Source organism: Micromonospora sp. NPDC049102 (assembly GCF_043197485.1).
Lineage (GTDB): Bacteria > Actinomycetota > Actinomycetes > Mycobacteriales > Micromonosporaceae > Micromonospora.
In genome coordinates, this window is the sequence record NZ_JBICTE010000015.1 from 71,855 (window position 1) to 86,193 (window position 14,339).

Sequence of the window (14,339 nt, forward strand, 5' to 3'; positions counted from 1 at the left end):
TGCCGCAGCTCAGTCACGACTTGCGGGGTGTCGCTTCCCCCACCCTGAGACAGATGCGCGTACGGTGGTCCGAGACGCCTGGGTGGCCGACTCGTGGCGTGCGGCCAGCGAAGCGGGACGGAGGCAACGCTATGCGCCCAGTACGCTTCGTCGCCCTCTCCGAGGACGGCCAGGCCCTGGTGCTCGCCGACGAGGTCGGGCGACTGCTCGCCCTGCCGATCGACGAGCGCATCGCCGGTGTGATGCACCCCGAGCCAGGTGCCCCGCCGCTCGCGGTGGCACCGACCAGCGTCGACCCGATTCCCTCGCTGTCCCCCCGGGACATCCAGGCCCGCATCCGTTCCGGTGAGTCGGCCGAGGACGTGGCCCGGATCGCCGGGGTGCCGGTCGACCGGGTCCTGCGCTACGCCGGCCCGGTGCTCCAGGAGCGGGCCATGCTCGCCCAGCACGCCCGCCGCACCCGACTCAAGGGCGCGGAGAAGCCCACCCCGCTCGCCGAGGTGGTCAACGGTCGACTGAGCCAGCACGGCATCGACACCGAGAAGATCTCCTGGGATGCGTACCGGCGCGACGACGGCACCTGGCGGATCATCGCCACCTGGCCGTCGGGCAAGGCCACCGCGCAGGCCATCTGGGACATGGACAAGGCCCGGCAGGTGGTCACGCCGCACGACGACATGGCGCAGTACCTGTGCGCCGAGCGGCCCACGCCGATCCTCGGTCAGGAGCCGGCGCCGGAGCGGGGTGGGCACGGCCTGCCCGGTCCGTCGCGCGGTGAGCCGAGCCGTGGTGGGCACGGGTTGCCGGCGGCGTCCGAGCACCCGCGCTCGGGCCGCGATCCGATCCGGGCCGGCCGGGACGCCCTGCTCGCCTCACTGGACCGTCCACTCGGTGCCTCGTCGGGTCGCGGGCTCGAACCACGTACGCCGGCGGCTCTGGCCGGGTCCGACGCGCCCCGGCAGCGACCGGTCGGCGGCGGCGCTGCCGCGCTGCTCGGCGGCGGCCAGGGTTCGGCCTTCGACGACGACTCGGACGCGCCCAAGGAGGTCCCGGCTGTGCCGTCGCTGGCGGTGCTGCGGCCCCGCCGCACCGGAACGGCCGCCGCGGCGGCCGGTGGCGAGACCACCGACGCCAGCGGCAAGCCGCGTAAGCGCCTGCCGAGCTGGGACGACGTGCTCTTCGGCAGCGGCCCGGCCGCCCGCGAGTCCTCCTGACGCTCGGCGTCGGCGGGCGGCTCACTGCTTGATCGACTCGGGTCCTCGGAAACCGCGCTGTCGGCGCGTGTCGGACACCCCGGCTTTCGAGGACCCGAGTGGATCAACGAGTCGTGCAGGTGCGCGATGTCGGCGAGCCGGACGTGGCCGGCGGCTGCCGCCGCGCCGACCCGCAGCCGCGCGACCTGCGCGCCGAGGTGGTTGACCGCCTCCACGGGCGGATAGACCGCGACGAAGAGCCGCAACCGTCCGACCGTTCAGCGGTGCCGTTGCCGGTGCCCGGCCCGGGCAGCCGGCAGGGTCAGCCCGGCGGCGTGCAGCACGCCCTCGACGCGTACCCGCTCGATCTCCTGGTCGACACCGGTCAGCTCGGCCAGATGCTCGGTGATCCCGAGGGCGCGGCAGGCCAGCCGGAGCCGATCGTCGTACGCCTGGACCACCGCGCCGTGCCAGACCATCGGTCGGCCGATGCCGCCGAGCCGCTGACCGCCGAGGCGGCGCAGGTCGGCGGCGAGCTGTTCCAGGGGACGACGGTCGGCACTGTCGAACTCGCTGAGGTCGATGTCGCGGGTCAGCGATTCGGCTTCGATGGCCCGGTCGAGGCGGGCGACCGTGCGTCGCTCCCGCCGGCGCTCGCGCCACTCGGCCCAGCCGCAGACCACCCGGTCGAGAATCTCGTCATAGCAGAAGAGCAGGGCGAACACCGCCGGGATGCTGGCCACGGCGAGGAACGCCAGGGCCAGCATCAGCGCGCGTCCGACTCCCACATATCGACGCTAAGCCCTGTCGTACCGCCTCGCCACCGATTTGGCCGCATCCGCGCTATCCGCCGATCGGGACTCCCGCCACGCGCTCGGGCCCCAGCCCAACTCGGCGGGGACCCGGGGCGCGCAGCTCAGCAGTCGGCGGAGGTGACGTAGAAGCGCGGCAGGGGCAGCACACGGAAGCGCAGTCGCGCACCGGAGCGGCGCAGTTGCCAGGTGAGCGCGATCAGCGCGGTGGCCAGCGAGATCAGTCCGCCCATCCAGATGCTCGCGCCAGCGCCGAAGTGCTCGGCCACCCAGCCGATCAGCGGTGCGCCGACCGGGTTGGTGCCCAGGAACACCAGCACCCACAGGGCCATCACCCGTCCCCGGAACGCGGCGTCCACGCCGAGCTGGACGCGCTGGTTGGCGGCCTGGGCGAAGAAGACCATGAAGAAGCCGGTGGGCACCAGCAGCGCCACGACCAGCCAGTACGTCGACGCGAAGCCGACCAGGGTGCCGAAGCTGGCACAGCCGATCGCCGCGCCGAGCACCAGCCACACCGACGGGCGGCTCCGCCGGCCGGTACCGCTGAGCGCGCCGCCCAGCGCGCCGACAGCGAGGGCGGTGCTGAACAGGCCGAAGGAGGCGGCGCCGGTGTTGAAGACCGTCTTGGCGAGCGCGGCCAGGGTGAGCTGGAAGTTGAACAGCGACATGCCGATCACCGACATCACCGCCATCGGCAGCAGCAGGTCGGGTCGCCGCCAGACGTACCGGAGGCCGTCGACGACCTTCGCGGACGCCCGCTCGTCACGCGGTAGGAGCGCGTCGCGCTGCAGTTCGGCGGTCCGCATCCGGACGACGTTCACCAGCGGTGCGATGGAGCTGACGGCGGTGAACAGGAACACCGGGCCGACATCGAAGGCGGCGATGGCCAGACCGGCGACGGCCGGACCGACGATCCGGGCGGAGTTGAACACGGCGGCGTTCAGCGACAGCGCGTTGGGCAGCAGCGGCGTGCCGACCAGTTCGGAGACGAACGCCTGGCGGACCGGGGTCTCGACGGCGTTGGCGACGCCGAGCAGCGCGGCGAAGGCGAAGACGTGCCAGAGCTGCACCAGGTCGGTGAGGACCAGCACGGACATCCCGAGCGCCAGCACCGTCCAGAAGGCGTTGGCGGCGAACAGCAGGACCCGCTTGTCGTACCGGTCGGCGAGGCGGCCGGAGAACAGGGTGAGCAGCAGCACCGGCGTGAACTGGCAGGCGGTGACCACGCCGAGCGCGGTCGCGGAGTTGTCGGAGAGCTCGAGGACGAGCCAGTCCTGGGCGATGAACATCATCCAGACGCCGATCAGTTTGATCAGCTGCCCGGATGCGAAAAGGCGGTAGTTGCGGACCTGTAGGGACTGGAACATCGTGCTCAGCTTGGCCTGCACTCTCGGTGCGCCTCCTCAAGGACGTACGCGTCATCGACAGGTGACGGCACGGCCCGGTGGCGCGGGCGCGGGCTCAGGCGCGAGCGAGCTGCTGGAGAATCTCGGCAGCCCTGTGCAGGGTCTCCCGTTCGTCCTCGTCGAGCGCGGCCAACCGGTGGGCCAGCCATTCGTCGCGGGCCCGCTCGAACTGGTCGAGCACGGCCTGCCCCCCTTCGGTCGCCGCGAGGATGACCTGCCGGCCGTCGGTCGGATGGGGGGTCCGCCGCACGAGGCCACGGTCCTCCAACTTCGCGACGATCTTGGTCATCGTCGGTGGCTGCACCCGTTCGACCTCGGCCAGTTCCCGGGGCGTCATCCCGCCCGCCAGCCGCAGGCTGGTGAGCGCGGAGACCTGGGTGACCGTGAGGTCGCCGACCGGCCGGGCCCGTCGGACCCGCCGGTTGAGTCGGGTGATCGCATCTCGCAACTGGGGAGCCAGCTGCGCCGGTGGCACGCGTTCCGCCGTCACCGTCCGCTCCGTCACGTTAGTTAGCTTAACTAATGAGCCTGGCTAACGACATCCGTTATGACCAGGCTCACGAGGATGTTTGTGCTGCTCCGGGCGGGGAATCACGGTCGACCCCCGCCCGGACGCGTCTAGAGCACCAGCGACTCGATGGGCCCGCGCAGGAAGTACAGCACGAAGAGCACTGCCACCCCGTACAGCAGCGGGTGGATCTCCCGGGCCTTACCCCGGGCCAGCTTGACCACCACGAAGGTGATCAGACCAGCGCCGATGCCGTTGGAGATCGAGTAGGTGAACGGCATCAGCACGATGGTGAGGAACGCCGGAATGGCGATCTCGTAGTCCGACCAGTCGATCGTCCGCACCGCGGTCATCATCAGGAAGCCGACCACCACCAGGGCCGTCGACGCCGCCTCGAACGGCACGATCACCACCAGCGGCGCCAGGAACATCGCCAGCAGGAAGAGGACGCCGGTGACCAGGCTGGCCACGCCGGTCCGGGCACCCTCCCCGACACCGGCGGCACTCTCGATGTACGACGTGTTGCTGGAGGTGCTGGCCGCACCACCGGCCGCCGCCGCGATCGAGTCGACCAGCAGGATCTCCTTGGCCTTCGGCGGGGTGCCCCGCTCGTCGAGCAGTCCACCCTCCTGACCGACCGCCACCATCGTGCCCATGGTGTCGAAGAAGTCCGTGATCAACAGGGTGAAGACGAACATCAGCACGACCACCCAGCCGGCCCGGCCCCACGAGTCGAGCACGTTGAACTTGCCGAGCAGCGACAGGTCCGGCACGTCCACCACCGTCTTGGGCAGCTCCGGCACGTTCAGTGCCCAGCCCTTCGGGTTGGGCTTCCCGTCCACGAACGACGGGCCGATGTTGCCGATCGCCTCGACGATGACGGCCAGCACCGTGGACGTCAGGATGCCGATCAGGATCGCGCCCTTCACCCGGCGCACCACCAGCACCAGCGTGAGCAGCAGGCCGAGGACGAAGACCAGCAGCGGCCAACTCACCAGCTTGCCGCCGATGCCCAGGCCGACCGGCACGGTGGTGTTCGCGACGTCCGGGATCCGGCGGACGAAGCCGGCGTCCACCAGGCCGATGATGGTCAGGAAGAGGCCGATGCCGACGCCGATCGCGGTCTTCATCTGGGTGGGCACCGCGCGGAACACCGCGGTCCGCAGACCGGTCAACACCAGCACGGTGATGATCACGCCCTCGATCACCACGAGACCCATGGCGTCGGCCCAGGTCATCTCGGGAGCGATCTCGTACGCCACCAGGGCGTTGACGCCCAGACCGGCGGCGAGCGCCAGCGGGAACCGGCCAACCACACCCATCAGGATGGTCATCAGGCCGGCGACCAGCGCGGTCGCCGCGGCCAGCGCAGGAATCGGAAGGGACTTGCCGTCACCGTCGACGGCACCGCCCAGGATCAACGGATTGAGCACCACGATGTACGCCATCGTGAAGAAGGTCGCCAGGCCACCTCGTACCTCACGATTCAACGTCGAGCCGCGGGCGGAGATCTCGAAGAACCGGTCGAAGCTGTTACGCGGTTGAGCGGGGTTGGGAGGTGTGTCGTTCTCGGGCGGCGCTACTGCCATGAGGACCTCGCAGGTGATCTTACGGTTGTCGCGCGCATCGTCCCAGATCGCCGCCGGGCAGGGGAAGTGGATCGCGTACGCTTGCCCGATGCCGAACGACCAGCCACCGCGCCCCGCGCCGCTGGACCCGCCGATGGTGCCGTTCGCCGTCGCCGGCCTGATCGTGTGGGCGGTCGTCGGGCTGGTGCTGCTGGTGTTCTTCCGGGGCTGGCTGACCGAGCACCACCACGAGAATTGGCTGTGGACCTGCCTGGCCGGCTTCCTGTGGGGCTTCCCCGGCCTCGCCGCCATGATGCGTCACGACGCCAACCGACGCCGCCGCCGAGCCAGCTGAACGCGCCGACCGCCCGCGGTACGGGCGATCAGGAGTGCCCGTACGGCTCCGCCGGCTCCCCCGCCTCGACCGAACCCGGCGCACGGCTGACCGACATGGCCTCCATCGCGCTGTCGTCGTACACCGTCGGAAGGTCCTCGACCGCGGTCTCGGCGGCCTCGATCAGCGTCTCGGAGTGGGCGCCGCAACCGTGGTCGGCGCTCACCACCCGGCCGTCGTCCGGGGCGTAGAAGTTGCCGCACGCGCCGAACGCCTGCCGCATCGCCCCGGCCAACGGCAGGTAGAAGCCGCAGGTGCCGCAGCGGGCGGCTGCCGGAGCAGCGGTGGAGATGGCCGCCGACGGGCCGTGGTCGCCGTCGTACCAGCGCTGCGCCGCGTCGGTCCGGCCCTCCCGGGAGAGCACCCGCGCCCGACCGAGACCCAACTCCCAGGCCGTCTCCTCGACGGCCGGGTCGTCCGAGAGCAGATAGCCGGGGGCCAGCCGCTCGTCCTCCGGGGCGGTCGGCAGCAGGTCGCCCGGGCCGAGGTCACCCGGCTTGAGGCGCTCCTGCCAGGGCAGCCAGCCGGGAGCGAGCAGCGCGTCCGGGCCGGGCAGCAGCACCGTCTCGCAGATGGTCACCGTGCGGCTGCGCGAGACGCGGGTGACGGTGACCGCCCACCGCCAGCCGCGGTAGCCGGCCAGGCGGCATTCGAAGTAGTGGGTGACCATCCGTTCACCCTCAGCGACGACCTGCAGGTGGTCGCCGACGTCGTCGGCGTCGACCTCGGTGATGCCAGCGCGGGCCACCTCGACGGCGGCGGCGCAGACCTGGTCGAGGCGGGCGGCACGGGTGGAGACAGGCCTGGTCACCTAACCATTGTTCCCTATGCTCCCCGCAGGGGTGACAGGGACTCCCGGGGAACGTTTCACCGCAGTGGTGCGGCACTCCTGGATCAGATGGGCGAGGATGGTGCACATGCCGCCGTACTCCCGCTCCGGGCGATCCCTCCTCGGGCGGACCGTCGGCACCGGCATCCGGGCCATTCGCCTGCTCCTGCGCGGTTCGGTGGGCAGCGGCCGCTGGGTGACCCGCCGGGCCGGTCGGGCCCGGACGCGGGGCGCCGGCGGCGAGGTCGGCATGGTCCGGCTGTTCGACCTGCACGCCGTCTCCTGCGCCGGTGACACCCTGATCGCCATCGGCCTGGCCGGGACGATCTTCTTCAACGTGCCGCTGGGTGAGGCGCGCAGCAAGGTGGCGCTCTACCTGCTGGTGACCATGGTGCCGTTCGCGATGCTCGCCCCCGTGGTGGGCCCGCTACTGGACCATTTCCGACATGGCCGGCGGTACGCGCTGGCAGCCACCATGCTCGGCCGGGCGTTCCTGGCCTGGCTGATCTCCGACTACATCCACGGCTTCGGGCTCTACCCGGCGGCGTTCGGGGTGCTCGCGCTGTCACGCGCCTACGGCGTGGCCCGCTCGGCGGCGGTGCCCCGACTCCTGCCGGAAGGGCTGGGCCTGTCCCAGGTGGGTGCGCGGGCCAGCGTCTACGGCACGGTGGCGGGCGCGCTGGTGGCGCCGATCGGGCTGGCCGCCTTCTGGTTCGGGCCGCAGTGGCCACTGCGCGTCGCGTCGGTGATCTTCCTGATCGGCATGGTGATCTCGCTGCGCCTGCCCCCGAAGGCGGACTCGGAGCCACCGGAGCGCGTCCCCCGCGCGCTGCGCGCGCTGAGCCGCCGCACGGACCGGCCGCTGGGCCGGGGCCGACCCGCCGGGCGGTTGGTGATCGCCACGTTGGTCGGCGCAGCGACCCTGCGCGCCCTGTACGGCTTCCTGCTGCTCTTCCTCGCCTTCGCCATCAAGAAGGGCGACCTGACCACCGACGTGTTCGGGCGGGACCTGGGCGCGGAATGGGCGCTGGGACTGGTCGGCGGCGCGCTGGCCGTCGGCAGCTTCCTGGCGACGGCCGTCGGCACCCGGCTGCGCATCCACCGACCGACCGCCATCCAGTCCAGCAGCATGATCATCGTGGCAGGGGTTGCGGTGCTCGCCGTCATCCAGTTCTCGCTGCTGATGGTGGCCCTGCTCTGCCTGGTCACCGCGCTGGTCAGCGGGGTGGCCAAACTCGCCGTGGACGCCTCGATCCAGGAGCGCATCCCGGAGCGGCTTCGTGCCAGCTCGTTCGCCCACTCCGAGACGGTGCTCATGCTCGCCTTCGTCGTCGGCGGTGGGCTCGGGCTGGTGCCGTTCGACGGCCGGACCGGCATCGCGGTCGCCGCGGGCGTGGGTATCGTGGCCGCCGTCCGGGGGGTGCTGGTCGCCGCCCGGCTGCGTGCCGAGAAGCTGGCCGGCCGACCGCTGGGTGACGACGAACTGGTCGAGGACGAACCGACGGTAGAGCCCGAGCCGACGATCGAGCACGAGACCGTCGCGCCCGTCTCGCCGGCGCCACCCCGGGCCACCTCGCAACGGCACGAGGAACCGGGGCTCGCGCCACCGGGCTACCACATCTACCGCCCCTCCTCGTCGGTCGGCGGCCCGGGCGGGGGCGCGGACGACGAGACCCGCCGCGAGTCCCCCGGCTCACTCCCGTGACCGGCCTGCTGGTGGTGACCGCGGTTCCGGCCGAGGCGGACGCGGTAAGCGCCGGGCTGACCGCCACCACCGTCACCGTCGCCCCGGTCGGGGTGGGCCCGGCCGTCGCGGGCGCCGCCACCGCACGGCTGCTGGCCCTGGCAGAGGCGGCCGGTCGCCCGTACCGCGCGGTGGTCAGCGCCGGCGTAGCCGGCGGCTTCACCGGGCGCGCAGCCGTCGGCGACACCGTGCTCGGCACCGCGAGCATCGCGGCCGACCTGGGCGCCGACTCACCGGACGGCTTCATCGGCATCGACGAGTTGGGCATGCCACCTGCGCTGCTCGGCTCGGGCAGCGTCGTACCGGCCGACGCGGCGTTGCTGGCGACGCTGCGGGCCGCCCTGCCCACTGCCACGGTCGGCCCGGTGCTCACGGTCAGCACGGTCACCGGGACCGCCGCCGGCACCGAGGAGCTGCGCCGGCGGCATCCGGAGGCGGTGGCCGAGGCCATGGAGGGGTACGGGGTGGCAGTCGCCGCCGCACAGGCCGGAGTGCCGTTCGCCGAGCTGCGTACCATCTCCAACCCGATCGGCCCGCGCGACCGCGACGCCTGGCGGCTGCGCGAGGCACTCAGCGCGCTGACGAAGGCGGCTCCGGCGCTGCGCTGACCCCGGGCACACCTCGGACGTCGAGCGCCGCACCCCGTCTGTGGATAACCCTGTGGACAACCTCCACGCTGCTGTGGGTATCCCCCTACGTCGATCCCTGTCGAGCTGCCCATAATTCGCGGGCAGCGCGTAACACCGGCCTCGCTCGGTGCCGGTCCTCTCTCGTGGCCCGCTCACGCCGCCCGCCGCCGCCCGTGACCGCCCTCACCCACCTGTCGCGGGTCCTTTGCTCTGCTTCAGCGGAGGCGACACTTGGCTGCCGCTTGTGTTGCGCGCGCCTGCCGAGCGCCGCGTCGACCGCGGCGGCCAGCGTGGCGACGCCCAGGCCGACCGACGGGCAGACGACCGAGGCACGGTGCTCACCAGGCCGGAGAAAGTCCGCGCGCCACCTTGCCCCATGTCTGGGCCCAGCTCTACAGGGAGCGCACCACCCCGCCCGAGCTGGATGGGAGGCACGGCGGCCAGTCCGTCGTGGATCACAGTGGGCTGGGTGTGCGCGGGCTGCCGACCGGGCGCAGGGCTAACGTGAAGGCGTGGCGCTCTCCCTGGCGATCTCGCCCTGCCCCAACGACACGTTCGTCTTCGACGCCCTGGTGCACGGGCGGGTGCCCGGCGCCCCGCCGGTCGAGGTGACGTACGCCGATGTGGACGTGACCAACACGGCGGCCGAGCGGGGTGCGTTCGACCTGGTGAAGGTGAGCTACGCGGCGCTGCCCTGGCTGCTCGACGACTACCACCTGCTGCCCTGCGGCGGCGCGCTCGGTCGCGGGTGCGGGCCGCTGGTGCTCACCAGGGGCGACCGCACCGATCTGACCGGCGCCACCGTGGCGGTGCCGGGCGACCGGACCACGGCGTACCTGCTGTTCCGGCTCTGGTCGGCAGGACGGCCGCCGGCGCGGATCGAGGTGGTTCCGTTCCACGAGATCATGCCGGGCGTGGCTGCCGGCCGCTACGACGCGGGGCTGGTCATCCACGAGGCCCGCTTCACCTATCACCGGCACCATCTGACCGCCCTGGTCGACCTCGGCGAGTGGTGGGAGGCCGACACGGGCCTGCCCATCCCCCTCGGTGCCATCCTGGCCCGGCGGGGCGCGGTCGACCCGGAGGCCGCCGCCGGCTGGATCCGCGAGTCGGTCCGGCAGGCCTGGGCGGACCCGACGGTCAGCCGGGAGTACGTGCTCGCGCACGCCCAGGAGATGGAACTCGACGTGGTGGACCGGCACATCGGCCTCTACGTCAACGAGTTCACGGCCGACCTGGGCGAGGCCGGCTTCGCCGCGGTGACGGCGCTCCTCGACCGCGCCGCCACCGCTGGGCTGGTGCCTCAGACCTCCAGCTCGCGGGCGACCGCGTGGACCAGCTGAGCGATCTTCTGCGCGGCCTTCTTGTCCGGGTACCGGCCGCGACGTAGGTCCGGCTGGACCTTCGCCTCCAGCACCTTGATCATGTCTTCGACGAGGCCGTGCAGCTCCTCGGCCGGCCGGCGACGCAGCTCCGCCATCGACGGCGGTGCGTCCAGCAGCTTGACGCCCATGGCCTGCGCGCCGCGACGGCTGTCCACCACGCTGAAGTCGACCCGCTGACCGCCCTTGAGGTCGGTGACGCCCGCCGGCAACGCGCCCTTGGGCAGGAACACGTCACCGCCCTCGTCGCTGGTGACGAAGCCGTATCCCTTGGCCGTGTCGTACCACTTCACTCGACCCGTAGGCACCTGAAAACCCCTGCTTCACTTGAGCCGCTACTGCTTCAAGGCTAGCTGGATCATGCCGTCGAGCGCCGCTGGGAATCCGGTGAGATCGTCCAGCACGACGCTCGCCCCCGCCGCGCGCAGCTCATCAGGGGAGCAGGGGCCGGTCGCCACGGCGATTCCGGGCACGCTGGCGGCACCCGCAGCGACCATGTCCGCAACGTGATCGCCGACGTAGTGGGTCGCGCCGTGCTCCCGCAGGGCGGTCGCCTTCTGCTCGGCGAACAGGTCACCGGCCAGCTCGTCGACCGCGAGGCCGAGGTGATCCAGGTGCAGCCGGGCCAGTCGACCGATCTTGGACGTGACGACGAGCACCCTTCCGCCCCGGGCACGGATCGCGTCGATCGCCTCCCGCGCGCCAGGCATCGCGACCGTCGGTGTGATGGCGTACGCCGGATACAGCTCCCGATACACCTGCACGGCCGACTCGACCTGCTCCGGCGGGAACCAGTGCGCGATCTCGGTGCGCAGCGGCGGACCGAGCCGGGAGACCGCCAGGTCAGCGTCGACAGGTACGCCCGTCCTGGCGGTCAGCGCCCGGTAGGCGGCGGCGATGCCGGGGCGGGAGTCGACCAGGGTCATGTCGAGATCGAATCCGACGGTCAGTGCAGACATGCCGAGAAACGTACCCGCCGACGCCCAGCCGACCGGACGTCCGAGGGGCGCGACGGCCCGATCCCGGGCTAGCGTGGAAAGACGATGACCACCTCACTCGCCGACCACCTGCGGTCGCTGCCCGACGAGTCACTGGCCGCACTCCTGCAACTGCGGCCGGACCTCGTCGTGCCCGTTCCGGCCGACATCTCCGCGCTGGCCATCCGTGCCCAGTCCCGGGTCTCGGTGGCCCGCGCGCTGGACGGGCTGGACCAGTTCACCCTGCTGATTCTCGACGCCGCCCGACTCACCCGGAGCCCGGACGACGGCACCACGGCCACCGACGCGGTGCTCGCCATGGCGACCGCCGGGCCGCATCCACCAGCCCCGACGGCCGTCCGGGCCGCCGTGGACCGGCTCAGGGCGCTGTTCCTGCTGTACGGGCCGGAGCACGCGCTGCACGTGGCAGCAGCCGTCGACGAAGTGTCCCCGTACCCCGCTGGGCTCGGCAGACCTGCCGCGGACCTGGACCACCGCACGGCCGCCCTCTGCGCGGACGCCGCGAAACTCCGCCGCACGCTGCTCGCCGCGCCCCCGTCGGCCCGGGCGATCCTGGACCGGTTGGCGGCCGGGCCGCCGGTCGGCAGTGTGCCTCCGGGCGCGTTGCAGGCACCGCCGATCGGCGCGCAGGACGCCGCTCTCGCCGACCCGACCAACGGTGGCGCGCCTACCGGCTCGCCGGTGCGCTGGCTGGTCGACAACCGGCTGCTGGTGACCGTCTCCGCCGGCTCGTCGACGGCCGGCGGCACCGTCGAGCTACCCCGCGAGGTCGGTCTCCTGCTGCGGCGCGACAGCGGTCCGCTCGGGCCGTTGCAGACCAGCCCGCCGTCGGTGGTTGCCGCCCCGCGCGAACCGAAGGCTGTCGACTCGGCCGGCGCCGGGCAGACCATGGAGGTGGTGCGGCACACCGAGGGGCTGCTGGAACAGCTCGGCGTCGAGCCCGCCCCGGTGCTGCGTTCGGGCGGTATCGGGGTTCGGGACCTGCGCCGGCTGGCGCGTACGGCCGGCCTGGACGAGCCGACCGCCGCGTTGCTGCTGGAGGTCGCGTACGCGGCCGGGCTCGCCGGTGAGATGGAGCTGTCCGGCTCGGTCACCGGCCGGTACGGGGCGGACCAGCAGGTGCTACCGACCGGCGGGTACGAGGTGTGGCGGGCCGGCTCCCTGGCCCAACGGTGGGAGCACCTGGCCCGCGCCTGGATGAGCATGACCCGGCAGGTGGGGTTGGTCGGACGACGTGACGACCGGGACAGGCCGATCACCGCGCTCTCCGCGGAGGCCGAGCGGGCCGGTGCGCCGGCGACCCGGCGGGCGGTGCTCGGGGTGCTCGCCGATCTGGAGCCGGCGACCGCGCCCACTCCGGAGGAGCTACAGGCCCTGCTGGACTGGCGGGCGCCACGGCGCAGCCGGGGTCGGGAGGCCGCCCACCGGGAGGTGCTGGCCGAGGCGGCGCAGCTCGGCATGACCGGGCTGGGGGCGCTCACCTCGTACGGGCGGTTGTTGTTGACCGAGCTGACGTCGACCGATGAGCCGGGCGATCCGCTGGGGTTGCACGCGGACGCGGAGAGCGGCGACCCGTCCAGTGCCGCTCGGGCGTTGGACGCGCTGCTGCCCGCCCCGGTCGACCACTTCCTGGTGCAGGCCGACCTGACGGTGGTGGTGCCGGGGCCACCAGAGCCGGCGTTGGCCGCCGAATTGGAGGCGACGACCGAACCCGAGTCGGCCGGCGGCGCGAGTGTGCACCGGGTCACCACGGCGAGCGTGCGTCGGGCGTTGGACGCCGGTTACACGGCCGACGACCTGCACGAGTTGTTCCGTCGACGGTCACGTACCCCGATTCCGCAGGGGCTCAGCTATCTGGTGGACGACGTCGCCCGTAAGCACGGTGGGCTCCGGGCCGGCGGGGCCGGGGCGTATCTGCGCAGCGACGACGAGGCGCTCCTCACCGAGGTGCTGGCCGACCGGCGGCTGGAGTCGTTGACGCTGCGCCGGCTCGCGCCGACCGTGTTGACCACCCCGTACCAGGTCAGCCGGATGCTCGGCGCGCTGCGGGACGCCGGGTACGCGCCGGTGCAGGAGGACGGCATGGGCAGCACGGTGCTGACGCGGCCACGGGTCCGGCGTGCTCCGGCGCGGGTCTCGGTGACCACGAGGTCGCTCGACCCGCTGGCCGCACCGAAGCTGCCGATGCCCCGGCTGCTCGGGGTGGTGGACCATATCCGGCGGGGTGAGGCGGCGGCGCGGGCGGCCCGCCGGGCTCCGGCAGTCGTCCGGGGTGGTGCGGCGGGGCTGGGCGGAGGCCCAGCGCCCGCGCACACGCACAGCGAGGCGCTCGCCGTGCTCCAGCAGGCGGTCCGCGACCGGGCACTGGTCTGGGTCGGGTACGTGGATGCGCACGGGGCGACCGCGTCACGGCTGGTCAAGCCGGTCTCGATCGGTGCGGGTTACCTGCGCGCCGAGGACGAACGGACGGAGATGCTGCACACCTTCGCGCTGCACCGGATCACCGCGGCGGTGCTGGCGGACTGAGCCGAGTGACGCGCCGGCGCGGTCGGTCAGCGGCGGCTGCGTCGTACGGTGCCGACCACCGACACGATCAGCAGCAGGGCGAATCCGGCACCTGCCGACTCGCCGACCGAGTCGACGAAGCCCTGCCGCAGCACCAGCCAGCCGAAGAGGAACCATCCGAGGAGGAGCGTCGCCGCGAAGGCGTACGCGAACACGGTCGCGCGGGACACCTCGTCGGGTGGTGCCTGGTCATGTTCTGCGATCACGTCACGGTCGACCGTCATGCCCAGCCTCCCCGCCCGGTACGGCCCTGGACTCCCAGCGTGACACTCCTGCGACCGGTGTGACAGGGGATGAAACCCGGAAATGGG

14 protein-coding genes and 1 pseudogene are annotated in these 14,339 nt (G+C 72.4%); 6 read left to right on the forward strand and 9 right to left on the reverse strand.

Annotated elements, in window-relative coordinates; translation table 11 throughout:
- The first annotated feature begins 131 nt into the window (after nucleotides 1-131).
- On the forward strand, nucleotides 132-1,214 hold the full coding sequence (gene sepH, locus ACGFH9_RS16955) for a septation protein SepH (RefSeq protein WP_393219881.1): 1,083 nt from the start codon (nucleotides 132-134) through the stop codon (nucleotides 1,212-1,214).
- A 104-nt stretch (nucleotides 1,215-1,318) separates the two neighbouring features.
- Here the strand turns inward: sepH and ACGFH9_RS16960 are convergent.
- The 5 genes and pseudogenes from ACGFH9_RS16960 to ACGFH9_RS16980 form a co-directional block, all read right to left on the reverse strand.
- Nucleotides 1,319-1,459, reverse strand: a pseudogene (locus tag ACGFH9_RS16960) (RNA 2',3'-cyclic phosphodiesterase); the annotation flags it as partial.
- Nucleotides 1,460-1,471: 12 nt separating this feature from the next.
- Nucleotides 1,472-1,981, reverse strand: a complete 510-nt coding sequence (locus ACGFH9_RS16965) for a hypothetical protein (protein WP_393219883.1) — start codon at nucleotides 1,979-1,981, stop codon at nucleotides 1,472-1,474.
- Between the two features lie 128 nt (nucleotides 1,982-2,109).
- Nucleotides 2,110-3,393 (reverse strand): MFS transporter, encoded by a 1,284-nt coding sequence (locus tag ACGFH9_RS16970; protein WP_393219885.1) that lies wholly within the window; start codon nucleotides 3,391-3,393, stop codon nucleotides 2,110-2,112.
- Nucleotides 3,394-3,466: 73 nt separating this feature from the next.
- A complete protein-coding gene (locus ACGFH9_RS16975; protein ID WP_355235301.1) occupies nucleotides 3,467-3,916 on the reverse strand; it encodes a MarR family transcriptional regulator in 450 nt (149 codons plus the stop codon).
- A gap of 113 nt (nucleotides 3,917-4,029) precedes the next feature.
- Complete coding sequence (locus ACGFH9_RS16980; protein WP_393219887.1) at nucleotides 4,030-5,508, reverse strand: NCS2 family permease; 1,479 nt, start codon at nucleotides 5,506-5,508, stop codon at nucleotides 4,030-4,032.
- An 88-nt stretch (nucleotides 5,509-5,596) separates the two neighbouring features.
- Between ACGFH9_RS16980 and ACGFH9_RS16985 the strand changes: the two genes are divergently transcribed.
- On the forward strand, nucleotides 5,597-5,842 hold the full coding sequence (locus ACGFH9_RS16985; RefSeq protein WP_355235306.1) for a DUF2530 domain-containing protein: 246 nt from the start codon (nucleotides 5,597-5,599) through the stop codon (nucleotides 5,840-5,842).
- A 28-nt stretch (nucleotides 5,843-5,870) separates the two neighbouring features.
- On the opposite strand, the gene ACGFH9_RS16990 is transcribed toward ACGFH9_RS16985, so the two are convergent.
- Nucleotides 5,871-6,692 (reverse strand): DUF3027 domain-containing protein, encoded by an 822-nt coding sequence (locus ACGFH9_RS16990; protein WP_393219889.1) that lies wholly within the window; start codon nucleotides 6,690-6,692, stop codon nucleotides 5,871-5,873.
- 106 nt (nucleotides 6,693-6,798) lie between these two features.
- On the opposite strand from ACGFH9_RS16990, the gene ACGFH9_RS16995 reads away from it, so the two are divergent.
- The 3 genes from ACGFH9_RS16995 to ACGFH9_RS17005 all read left to right on the forward strand — a co-directional run bounded on the left by ACGFH9_RS16995 (nucleotide 6,799) and on the right by ACGFH9_RS17005 (nucleotide 10,426).
- Entirely contained in the window at nucleotides 6,799-8,415 is a 1,617-nt protein-coding gene (locus ACGFH9_RS16995; RefSeq protein WP_393219891.1) for an MFS transporter, read from the forward strand.
- Complete coding sequence (locus ACGFH9_RS17000) at nucleotides 8,412-9,062, forward strand: futalosine hydrolase (protein ID WP_393219893.1); 651 nt, start codon at nucleotides 8,412-8,414, stop codon at nucleotides 9,060-9,062. The genes ACGFH9_RS16995 and ACGFH9_RS17000 overlap by 4 nt, the downstream gene beginning before the upstream one ends.
- 533 nt (nucleotides 9,063-9,595) lie before the next feature.
- Nucleotides 9,596-10,426 (forward strand): 1,4-dihydroxy-6-naphthoate synthase, encoded by an 831-nt coding sequence (locus ACGFH9_RS17005; protein WP_393219895.1) that lies wholly within the window; start codon nucleotides 9,596-9,598, stop codon nucleotides 10,424-10,426.
- Here the strand turns inward: ACGFH9_RS17005 and ACGFH9_RS17010 are convergent.
- Both ACGFH9_RS17010 and ACGFH9_RS17015 read right to left on the reverse strand, forming a co-directional pair.
- Complete coding sequence (locus tag ACGFH9_RS17010) at nucleotides 10,387-10,773, reverse strand: cold-shock protein (RefSeq protein WP_074316242.1); 387 nt, start codon at nucleotides 10,771-10,773, stop codon at nucleotides 10,387-10,389. The genes ACGFH9_RS17005 and ACGFH9_RS17010 overlap by 40 nt on opposite strands.
- A gap of 27 nt (nucleotides 10,774-10,800) precedes the next feature.
- Entirely contained in the window at nucleotides 10,801-11,424 is a 624-nt protein-coding gene (locus ACGFH9_RS17015) for an HAD family hydrolase (protein ID WP_393219899.1), read from the reverse strand.
- An 84-nt stretch (nucleotides 11,425-11,508) separates the two neighbouring features.
- Here ACGFH9_RS17015 and ACGFH9_RS17020 point away from each other — a divergent pair, with 84 nt between their 5' ends.
- On the forward strand, nucleotides 11,509-13,989 hold the full coding sequence (locus ACGFH9_RS17020; protein WP_393219902.1) for a helicase-associated domain-containing protein: 2,481 nt from the start codon (nucleotides 11,509-11,511) through the stop codon (nucleotides 13,987-13,989).
- Nucleotides 13,990-14,015: 26 nt separating this feature from the next.
- On the opposite strand, the gene ACGFH9_RS17025 is transcribed toward ACGFH9_RS17020, so the two are convergent.
- Nucleotides 14,016-14,252, reverse strand: a complete 237-nt coding sequence (locus tag ACGFH9_RS17025; protein WP_355235326.1) for a hypothetical protein — start codon at nucleotides 14,250-14,252, stop codon at nucleotides 14,016-14,018.
- Nucleotides 14,253-14,339: the final 87 nt, after the last annotated feature.

What these genes read in the sequence shown, in the direction of transcription:
- sepH (WP_393219881.1), top strand. Translation starts at nt 132, where the DNA reads ATGCGCCCAGTACGCTTCGTCGCCCTCTCCGAGGACGGCCAGGCCCTG.
- ACGFH9_RS16980 (WP_393219887.1), bottom strand. Translation starts at nt 5,508, where the DNA reads ATGGCAGTAGCGCCGCCCGAGAACGACACACCTCCCAACCCCGCTCAA.
- ACGFH9_RS16985 (WP_355235306.1), top strand. Translation starts at nt 5,597, where the DNA reads ATGCCGAACGACCAGCCACCGCGCCCCGCGCCGCTGGACCCGCCGATG.
- ACGFH9_RS16995 (WP_393219891.1), top strand. Translation starts at nt 6,799, where the DNA reads ATGCCGCCGTACTCCCGCTCCGGGCGATCCCTCCTCGGGCGGACCGTC.
- ACGFH9_RS17015 (WP_393219899.1), bottom strand. Translation starts at nt 11,424, where the DNA reads ATGTCTGCACTGACCGTCGGATTCGATCTCGACATGACCCTGGTCGAC.
- ACGFH9_RS17020 (WP_393219902.1), top strand. Translation starts at nt 11,509, where the DNA reads ATGACCACCTCACTCGCCGACCACCTGCGGTCGCTGCCCGACGAGTCA.
- ACGFH9_RS17025 (WP_355235326.1), bottom strand. Translation starts at nt 14,252, where the DNA reads ATGACGGTCGACCGTGACGTGATCGCAGAACATGACCAGGCACCACCC.